Origin of the sequence: Vagococcus sp. WN89Y, from assembly GCF_052220145.1 — a bacterium.
In the GTDB taxonomy this organism is placed as follows: domain Bacteria; phylum Pseudomonadota; class Gammaproteobacteria; order Enterobacterales; family Enterobacteriaceae; genus Kosakonia.
The window spans coordinates 245640-253160 of sequence record NZ_JBQPOM010000029.1; the positions used below are offsets into that span (position 1 = coordinate 245640).

Here is a 7521-nt window from a genome sequence, read left to right on the forward strand (position 1 = left end):
CATGCAATCTAAAGAATATTGGTTTGGCTTACCGAAACATCTGTTCTGGGGATTTGTGGCTATCGCCATCTTTATGGCGGGCGATGGCTTTGAAATGGCTTTCCTGTCAAAACATATCACCGATATGGGGTTCAGCCCGGCGCAGTCGGCCATGGTCTTTACGCTGTATGGTCTGGCTGCGGCGCTGGCGGCGTGGGCATCCGGTGTGGTGGCTGAGCTTATCACCCCGCAAAAAGCGATGACCATCGGCTTTATACTGTGGATTGTGATGCACGCGCTGTTTATGTCGCTGGGTCTGGGGCTGCGCAACTATCCATTGATGCTGCTGTTTTATGGCATCCGTGGGCTGGCGTATCCGCTGTTTATCTACTCGTTTATGTTGATGCTGGTACAGGTGCTGCCGCGCCAGCATCTTGCCGCAGCGACCGGCTGGTTCTGGGCGATGTACTCGGTCGGTATTGGCGTGGTGGGGAGTTATTTACCGAGCCTGACTATTCCGGCGTTTGGCGAAACGGGGACGCTGTGGTTTGCCATCGCCTGGGTCGCCAGTGGCGGGATACTGGCTTTTTTCAGCTTACGCAATGTGCCGGTCGATCGCTCGCGGGTGAACCTGCCGCTGCGCGATAAGATGACGGAGCTTTCCAGGGCGGGCACTATTCTCTTTACCAACCGCGATATCTTTTTTGCCTGCCTTATTCGTATTATCAATACGCTGTCGCTGTTTGGCTTTGCCATTGTGATGCCGCTGCTGTTTGTCGACAGGCTGGGCTTTAGCATTTCCGAGTGGCTGCAAATCTGGGCGGTGTTCTTCTTTGTTACCATTTTCACCAATATTCTCTGGGGGATAACCGGCGAGTATATTGGCTGGATACGTCAGGTGCGCTGGTTTGGCTGCCTGGGGATGGCGATTTCCAGCCTGATGTTTTACTACCTGCCGGTGTACGCCGGGCATAACTTCCTGGTGGCGCTGATCCCGGCGGTGATGCTGGGGATTTTTGTCGCCGCGTTTGTGCCGATGACGGCCGTCTTCCCGACGCTTGAGCCGCATCACAAGGGCGCAGCGGTCTCGATTTACAACCTTTCTGCCGGGCTAAGTAATTTTGTTGCACCGGCTATTGCCTCCGCCATACTGCCCTTTTTCGACATCGTAGGCGTGGTGTGGGCGTATACCGGGCTCTATATTTTCGCCGGTATTTTGACCTTTATTATTAAGGTGCCGCAGCCGAAACGCGAGCGGCAGCAGACGAAAGCGCGCGAGGAAGCACAGCAGCGCGCCTGACAGGAAAGCCGGGCGTACAGCGCCCGGCGTTATGCTTTTTCCCGCCGGTAAACCCAGTCATCAAAGCACTTTCCCTTCAGCACGAAGGCTTTTTCCAGAACCTGCACGCGCTGAAAACCGCTTTTTTCCAGCACGCGCACCGATCCGCGATTTTCCGCCAGCACCCAGGCATTGAGCGCAGAAATTCCCCGCTGGTGAAACGCATACTTGCATACAGCATCTAACGCTTCACAAGCGATGCCCCGGCCCTGGGATTCAGGTGCCACCGCGTAGCCGATATCCGCTTCTTGCGCGTTATGCACGCTCTGGCGCAGACCGATATCGCCCACGGCATTACCTTGCTCATCGCGGATGATAAAAGCGTTGTTATCCTGCAAACGATCCTCAAAGAGGGTACGAATATGCGACTCATGTGCGACTTCAGCCATATAGCGCATGATGCTGCTGTTCTGGCGCAGGCGCAGGAAAAACGGCCAGTCGGCGGCCTGAAAAGCACTGAGCGTAAAACGGGGAGTGTGTAAAATCATTCAGCTTGACCTTCTGGTGAAGACGCATTTTAGCCTAACACTCGCGCGCTATTCAGGTGACTACTAAAAATGGTAATTCATTTATTTTAGCGGGCATTCGCGTCCAGATAGACTCTGTTTAGTTTCACCACTAAATTAGTCAGCACTTCTTTCGATTTATTCGCCTCATTAAGTTCTCGATTGACGGATTCGATTCTCAGCTGATTAAGGTCATCATTAAATTGATCCACTTTTAATATCAGTTTACTGAAAATTAAATTACGAATAAGCGGTTCTAATTGCGTGCTGATTATATCTGCTATTTTTCGGCCAAATATTCTGGCAGATTGTGGCGGGATGGCATTGATATTGAGAAACTCTTGCACCTGATTATTCAGGTGATTCGCGCTGACTAATATATCATGAGGTGTACATGTGTTAACATTTATTTTAAACAGGGCGATTTCATTATGAATATTATCCGCAGGGGTATTTTGGTAATGCAGCGAAGCCACCTGTGGTTCTGGTCTTGGGAGGTGATTATTCGTTGCAGCGGATTCATTCAGTGCCGTGTCAATAATAGGCGGAAAACGCTCATCGACAGGCATAAGCGTTCGCGCTGGTGCATTAACTACATGATTATAATAGAGCGCTGCGGTACCAAAAACACCCGCTACGCCGACAAGGACTGCTGCTATTTTCCAGCCTTTGCTACTTGTATGGGGTATTTCCCTGCCTGATTGCTCACCATTTTGCAATGCTTCCACCGCCTGGCGAATATATTGACCCTCTTTCAGTTCGGCGATACTGAACTCCTCCTGCGAAGATGAGACCGAAACAACGGACGACAGCAGGGGAAAACTATTTTCACTAACGCGGGGCGGCGCTGTTTGCCTGCTAAATATATTCCATAATGAAAAGGTACGGCTTTGCGGTGTGACGCTGGCATTTGCGGGCATAATTTTATCCTCTGGCGAATATAAAATAACCGCAAAAAATTAGCATGCGTAAATATACGCCACTATCAAAAAACAGCTTATAGACATAGAAATACAAGGGGTAAGCCCCCTTGCTCTTCAGGCGGAATTGACCACATCCTGCAGCGCTTCTTCCAGATCGTACCAGCGAAACGCAAAGCCTGCGGCTTCGAGGCGTTTGGGTAACGCCCGCTGCCCGCCGAGTACCAGTACCGATGACTCGCCCATCATCATACGCACGGCAAAAGCCGGGGCGCGTAAAACGGCGGGGCGATGCAGGACATGACCCAGCGTGTGGGCGAACTGCTCATTACGCACAGGATAGGGCGACACCATATTGAATGGCCCGCGTAAATCGTTATCCAGCAGCCAGAGAATACCATTGACCATATCGTCAATATGGATCCACGCCAGATATTGACGCCCGTTACCGATAGGGCCGCCGAGACCGAGCCGGAACAGCGGCAGCAGTTTGCCGAGGATGCCGCCTTTAGGTGCGAACACCACGCCGGTGCGCAGCAGGCAGACGCGGGTACGCTCGCTTTGCACTTCGCAGGCAATTTGCTCCCAGCGCGCGCATAATTTATGTGTGAATTCGTTATGCGGCGGCTCTTCTTCCGTCACCACCACCTCGCCCAGGTCGCCATAATAACCCGCCGCAGAGCCGGAGATCAGAACCTGCGGCGGGTTTTCGCTGACCTTGATTAAATCGGCCAGTTGCTGGGTAATATGCCAGCGGCTGTCGCATAAGCGCTGTTTCTGCGCTTCGCTCCAGCGCTTGTCTGCGATAGGCTCGCCTGCCAGATTGATTACCGCGTCGAAATCATTAAGCTGAGCCAGCGTACTCAGCCCTTGTAACACCGTCACGCGCGCATCCAGCAGGTGCTGCGCTTTCGCCGGGCTGCGGCTGACCACGGTGATGCTGTGTTTCAGCTCAAGAAGACGGGGGATCAGGTGGCGCCCAATCAGCCCGGTACCGCCGGTAATCAGTATCTGCATGCAACCTCCGTTGGTTGCGCTTAGCGTTGCCAGCTCATGGTCATCGACACCGAGTCGGCGTAACGCAGCGCGTGAAGTTTATCGACCTCCACTTCAGCATACGTGACCCAGTGATGAGCGCGTGCGAGATCAAGCACATCCTGAGTTAATTTTTCCAGCAACGAGAAGCGCGTACCCTCAACATGCTGAATAATATTTTTGCTGATGGTGCGATAGTTTAGCGCGTCGTTGATATCTTCGCTGTTACGCGCCTTGTCCGCCGGATAGTGGATCACGACATTAATCACCACATCCTGACGGTTAATAATTTCCTCTTCTTTGATGCCGATAAAGGTTCTCAGGCGCAGGTTTTTTATACGAATGATAGCGTCTGGTTGAGACATTGCAGGTTTCCTTAGTCATTGATTCATCGCCATGATACATCAGGAAACCCGCCGCGCTGAGCTTAAGTTAGCTGCGCTTTTTGCATGGCGCGCTCCGTTGCCGGGCGCGAGCGAATGCGCTCATACCAGTTAAACACCGCCGGATAGCGCTGAAGCTCAATGCGCTGGCGCTGCCAGCCGTTCACCCACGGCCAGGCGGCAATATCCGCAATGCTGTAGTGCTGGCCTGCCAGCCACGGCACGCGTTCCAGCCGCTTATTCAGCACATGATATAGACGCTGCGTCTCCACCTGGTAGCGTTCGATAGCATAGGGCACGGGCTGCGGGGCAAAGTGGTTGAAGTGATAATTCTGCCCGAGCATCGGCCCCAGCCCGCCGACCTGCCAGAACAACCATTGCAATGTAGTATTGCGCTCACGTAATTCACCGCTGAGAAATTTGCCCGTCTTTTCCGCCAGATACAGCAAAATCGCACCCGACTCAAAAAGGCTGATTGGCGCGCCGCCATCCGCGGGCAGGTGATCGATAATGGCCGGGATTTTGTTATTAGGAGAGATAAGCAGAAAGTCAGGGCGGAACTGATCCCCCTTGCTGATATCCACACGAATCAGGCGATACTCCAGTTCTGCCTCTTCAAGAAATAATGTGATTTTGTGTCCGTTTGGCGTGGGGGCGAAATAGAGATCTATCATCAATACTCCTGTTAGCGAAATGAGCAACACTGACTGAGTATAGGCGCTGTCGGTTCGGGCGCGTTTTCATCAAGTGATAGCGTGCGCAGGACGTTATAATATGAGGAAAGCAAAGGAGGAGACGATGAGCGAACCGGCAATCACACTGTGGGGCGATGCCAATTTCTTCTCGCCATATGTCATGTCGGCGTATGTGGCGCTGCACGAAAAAGGCTTACCTTTCACGGTTAAAACTCTTGATTTGCAAAGCGGTGAACAGCGGCAACCGAACTGGCCGGGGTATCGGCAGACGCGGCGGGTGCCGCTGCTGCAAATGGGGGATTTTGCCCTCAGCGAATCCTCGGCCATAGCTGAATACCTGGAAGAGCGTTTTCCGCCTCCGGAGTGGGAGCGCATCTATCCGCACGATTTATATCATCGCGCCCGCGCGCGACAAATCCAGGCCTGGTTGCGCAGCGATTTGCAAACGCTTTGCAAGGCGCGCCCGACAGCTATCATTTTTAGCGGGGAAAAAGCCGGGCCGCTTGGCGCAGCGGGCGAAGAAAGTGCGGCTAAACTGATTGCCGTTGCCGGGAACTTACTGGCGCACGGTAAACCTAATCTGTTTGGTGAATGGTGTATTGCTGATGCAGATTTGGCGCTGATGCTTAACCGGCTGGTGATGAGCGGCGACACCGTCCCGGAATTACTGGCTGATTACGCCACGTTTCAGTGGCAGCGCTCATCAATACAGCGCTATGTTGCACTTTCTGCTAAGCGAATAGGCTGAGAGGCGCGGCTTGCGGTATTATGTGGCGTTTTCTTCCACATGAGGTGTAATGATGAAACTGATGTTTGCATCGGACATTCATGGGTCGTTGCCCGCAACGGAACGCATACTGGAACTGTTCGCAAAAAGCGATGCCCGCTGGCTGGTTATCCTGGGCGATGTGCTGAACCATGGGCCGCGTAATGCGTTACCGCAAGGGTATGCTCCCGCAGAGGTGGCAGGGCTGCTCAATGAACAGGCCCGGCGGATTATTGCCGTGCGCGGCAACTGCGATAGCGAAGTGGATCAGATGCTGCTGCACTTTCCCATCACGGCACCCTGGCAGCAGGTGTTACTGGATGAAAGGCGGCTGTTTCTGACGCACGGGCATCTGTTCGGCCAGGATAATGTTCCGCCGCTGGAGGCGGGCGATGTGCTGGTCTATGGTCATACACATATTCCGCTGGCGGAAAAACGGGGGGATGTTATCCATTTCAACCCCGGTTCGGTAAGTATCCCAAAAGGTGGCTTTGTTGCCAGTTACGGGATGCTTGAAGATAACGAGTTACGCGTTATCGCACTTAATGATCAACGGGTTATTGCACAGTTGGCAATTAATCCGTAACTTACCCTTCAACCGAAACGCGCCGAAAGAGCGCCATAACGAGACGATTTTCTGATGGTGGAACAGAGTCATTTTGCTGGCACGGAATGGGTGGATATTGTTAATGAAGACAATGAGGTGATAGCACAGGCCAGCCGGCATCAAATGCGGGCGGAGTGTTTGCGTCATCGCGCTACCTACATCGTTGTGCATGATGGTATGGGCAAGGTGCTGGTACAGCGTCGTACTGAAATCAAAGATTTTATGCCCGGCATGCTGGACGCCACAGCCGGTGGCGTTGTTCAGGCCGGAGAAGGGTTGCTGGAGTCCGCACGCCGCGAAGCAGAAGAAGAGTTAGGCATTGCGGGTGTGCCATTCGCCGAGCATGGTCAGTTCTATTTTGAAGACGAGCATTGCCGGGTATGGGGCGGGCTGTTTAGCTGCGTATCGCACGGGCCGTTTGCGCTCCAGGAAGAAGAGGTGAGCGAAGTGTGGTGGATGACGCCGGATGAAATTACCGCCCGTTGCGATGAGTTTACCGCCGACTCGTTAAAAGCGCTGGCGCTGTGGATGAGCCGTAACGCCAGCACGGAAGTGGAAACGACGCAGGAAGCGTAATAATGTTTCCCACCGCGCAAAAAAACGCCGCTTTATGCGGCGTTTTTCTTAATTTTTGCCTGGAATCGTTTGTTGATATTAAAACGGTGAATGATTTTTTATGCTGAATTTTCTCAATCAATATCAAACAGGGAAAATAGAGCATGCCAGTAGGTAATGTCACGGGATCTTACGCCTCCCATATTGACGTAAACGGTCGTTCCAGTGCCCAGGAGCCGCCATCTCCTGAAATGAAAGTTGCTACGGCAACAGCAGATTTTTTTGCCGATGCCAGTAAATCTCAGGCGCGCAAACTCGTTATAGAGCTGTGCCAGCCTTATGCCGACGTCACGCCAAACAGAACGGTGAAAAAGTTTGCCGCGCTGCTGGATCTGGTCACAGCAGATTATAAAAACTGTGTTTATATGCCTGCGAAGAATACCTTCCTGATAACCGATTCACAGCAAAACAAAATTGTCGAAATCGCTATCAAGCATGATGATTATATGGTGAAAATGGACTGGAATGCGCAGAACGATAAGGCGGAAGCCGTCCGCATTTATCCCTGCAATCGCGACCGTAAGAAATAAAAAAGGCGACCGTTAAGGTTAATGCCGATCGTTTAAGGATCGGTTGACCGATCCGGTGGCTGGTGTAAAAAGGGTTTCATGTTCATCATGGAACCCTTTTTAAATGGAACTTTCCCAGGCCCTCGGCATTATTAATCTCACCGCAC

Annotated in this window: 10 protein-coding genes; 5 read left to right on the forward strand and 5 right to left on the reverse strand. The window is 52.5% G+C overall.

What is annotated here, in order from left to right; translation table 11 throughout:
- Window position 1 precedes the first annotated feature (1 nt).
- Complete coding sequence (locus tag ACTU3N_RS12180) at window positions 2–1279, forward strand: MFS transporter (RefSeq protein ID WP_443086393.1); 1278 nt, start codon at window positions 2–4, stop codon at window positions 1277–1279.
- A 29-nt stretch (window positions 1280–1308) separates the two neighbouring features.
- Here ACTU3N_RS12180 and ACTU3N_RS12185 read toward each other — a convergent pair whose 3' ends face one another.
- From ACTU3N_RS12185 to yfcG, 5 genes are all read right to left on the reverse strand, one after another.
- Complete coding sequence (locus tag ACTU3N_RS12185) at window positions 1309–1806, reverse strand: GNAT family N-acetyltransferase (protein WP_443086394.1); 498 nt, start codon at window positions 1804–1806, stop codon at window positions 1309–1311.
- Between the two features lie 86 nt (window positions 1807–1892).
- The gene (locus ACTU3N_RS12190; protein ID WP_443086395.1) at window positions 1893–2744 is read right to left on the reverse strand and encodes a hypothetical protein; all 852 of its coding nucleotides are present in this window, start codon (window positions 2742–2744) and stop codon (window positions 1893–1895) included.
- Between the two features lie 117 nt (window positions 2745–2861).
- The gene (locus tag ACTU3N_RS12195) at window positions 2862–3761 is read right to left on the reverse strand and encodes a TIGR01777 family oxidoreductase (RefSeq protein WP_443086396.1); all 900 of its coding nucleotides are present in this window, start codon (window positions 3759–3761) and stop codon (window positions 2862–2864) included.
- A gap of 20 nt (window positions 3762–3781) precedes the next feature.
- Window positions 3782–4144, reverse strand: coding sequence for a dihydroneopterin triphosphate 2'-epimerase (gene folX / locus ACTU3N_RS12200; RefSeq protein ID WP_443086397.1), 363 nt, complete (start codon window positions 4142–4144; stop codon window positions 3782–3784).
- 62 nt (window positions 4145–4206) lie between these two features.
- Window positions 4207–4836: a GSH-dependent disulfide bond oxidoreductase gene (gene yfcG, locus ACTU3N_RS12205; RefSeq protein ID WP_443086398.1), complete on the reverse strand. Its 630-nt coding sequence runs from the start codon at window positions 4834–4836 to the stop codon at window positions 4207–4209.
- 124 nt (window positions 4837–4960) lie between these two features.
- Here yfcG and yfcF point away from each other — a divergent pair, with 124 nt between their 5' ends.
- The 4 genes from yfcF to ACTU3N_RS12225 all read left to right on the forward strand — a co-directional run bounded on the left by yfcF (window position 4961) and on the right by ACTU3N_RS12225 (window position 7375).
- Window positions 4961–5605: a glutathione transferase gene (gene yfcF / locus ACTU3N_RS12210; RefSeq protein ID WP_443086399.1), complete on the forward strand. Its 645-nt coding sequence runs from the start codon at window positions 4961–4963 to the stop codon at window positions 5603–5605.
- Between the two features lie 49 nt (window positions 5606–5654).
- Entirely contained in the window at window positions 5655–6209 is a 555-nt protein-coding gene (yfcE, locus tag ACTU3N_RS12215; protein ID WP_443086400.1) for a phosphodiesterase, read from the forward strand.
- 54 nt (window positions 6210–6263) lie between these two features.
- Complete coding sequence (gene yfcD, locus ACTU3N_RS12220; RefSeq protein WP_443086401.1) at window positions 6264–6806, forward strand: NUDIX hydrolase YfcD; 543 nt, start codon at window positions 6264–6266, stop codon at window positions 6804–6806.
- A gap of 143 nt (window positions 6807–6949) precedes the next feature.
- Window positions 6950–7375, forward strand: a complete 426-nt coding sequence (locus ACTU3N_RS12225) for a hypothetical protein (RefSeq protein WP_443086402.1) — start codon at window positions 6950–6952, stop codon at window positions 7373–7375.
- Window positions 7376–7521: the final 146 nt, after the last annotated feature.

Excerpts from the sequence above, each read along its gene's own strand:
- ACTU3N_RS12180 (WP_443086393.1), top strand. The coding sequence starts at position 2 with ATGCAATCTAAAGAATATTGGTTTGGCTTACCGAAACATCTGTTCTGG.
- ACTU3N_RS12185 (WP_443086394.1), bottom strand. The coding sequence starts at position 1,806 with ATGATTTTACACACTCCCCGTTTTACGCTCAGTGCTTTTCAGGCCGCC.
- yfcE (WP_443086400.1), top strand. The coding sequence starts at position 5,655 with ATGATGAAACTGATGTTTGCATCGGACATTCATGGGTCGTTGCCCGCA.
- ACTU3N_RS12225 (WP_443086402.1), top strand. The coding sequence starts at position 6,950 with ATGCCAGTAGGTAATGTCACGGGATCTTACGCCTCCCATATTGACGTA.
- ACTU3N_RS12190 (WP_443086395.1), bottom strand. The coding sequence starts at position 2,744 with ATGCCCGCAAATGCCAGCGTCACACCGCAAAGCCGTACCTTTTCATTA.
- yfcG (WP_443086398.1), bottom strand. The coding sequence starts at position 4,836 with ATGATAGATCTCTATTTCGCCCCCACGCCAAACGGACACAAAATCACA.
- yfcD (WP_443086401.1), top strand. The coding sequence starts at position 6,264 with ATGGTGGAACAGAGTCATTTTGCTGGCACGGAATGGGTGGATATTGTT.
- yfcF (WP_443086399.1), top strand. The coding sequence starts at position 4,961 with ATGAGCGAACCGGCAATCACACTGTGGGGCGATGCCAATTTCTTCTCG.
- folX (WP_443086397.1), bottom strand. The coding sequence starts at position 4,144 with ATGTCTCAACCAGACGCTATCATTCGTATAAAAAACCTGCGCCTGAGA.
- ACTU3N_RS12195 (WP_443086396.1), bottom strand. The coding sequence starts at position 3,761 with ATGCAGATACTGATTACCGGCGGTACCGGGCTGATTGGGCGCCACCTG.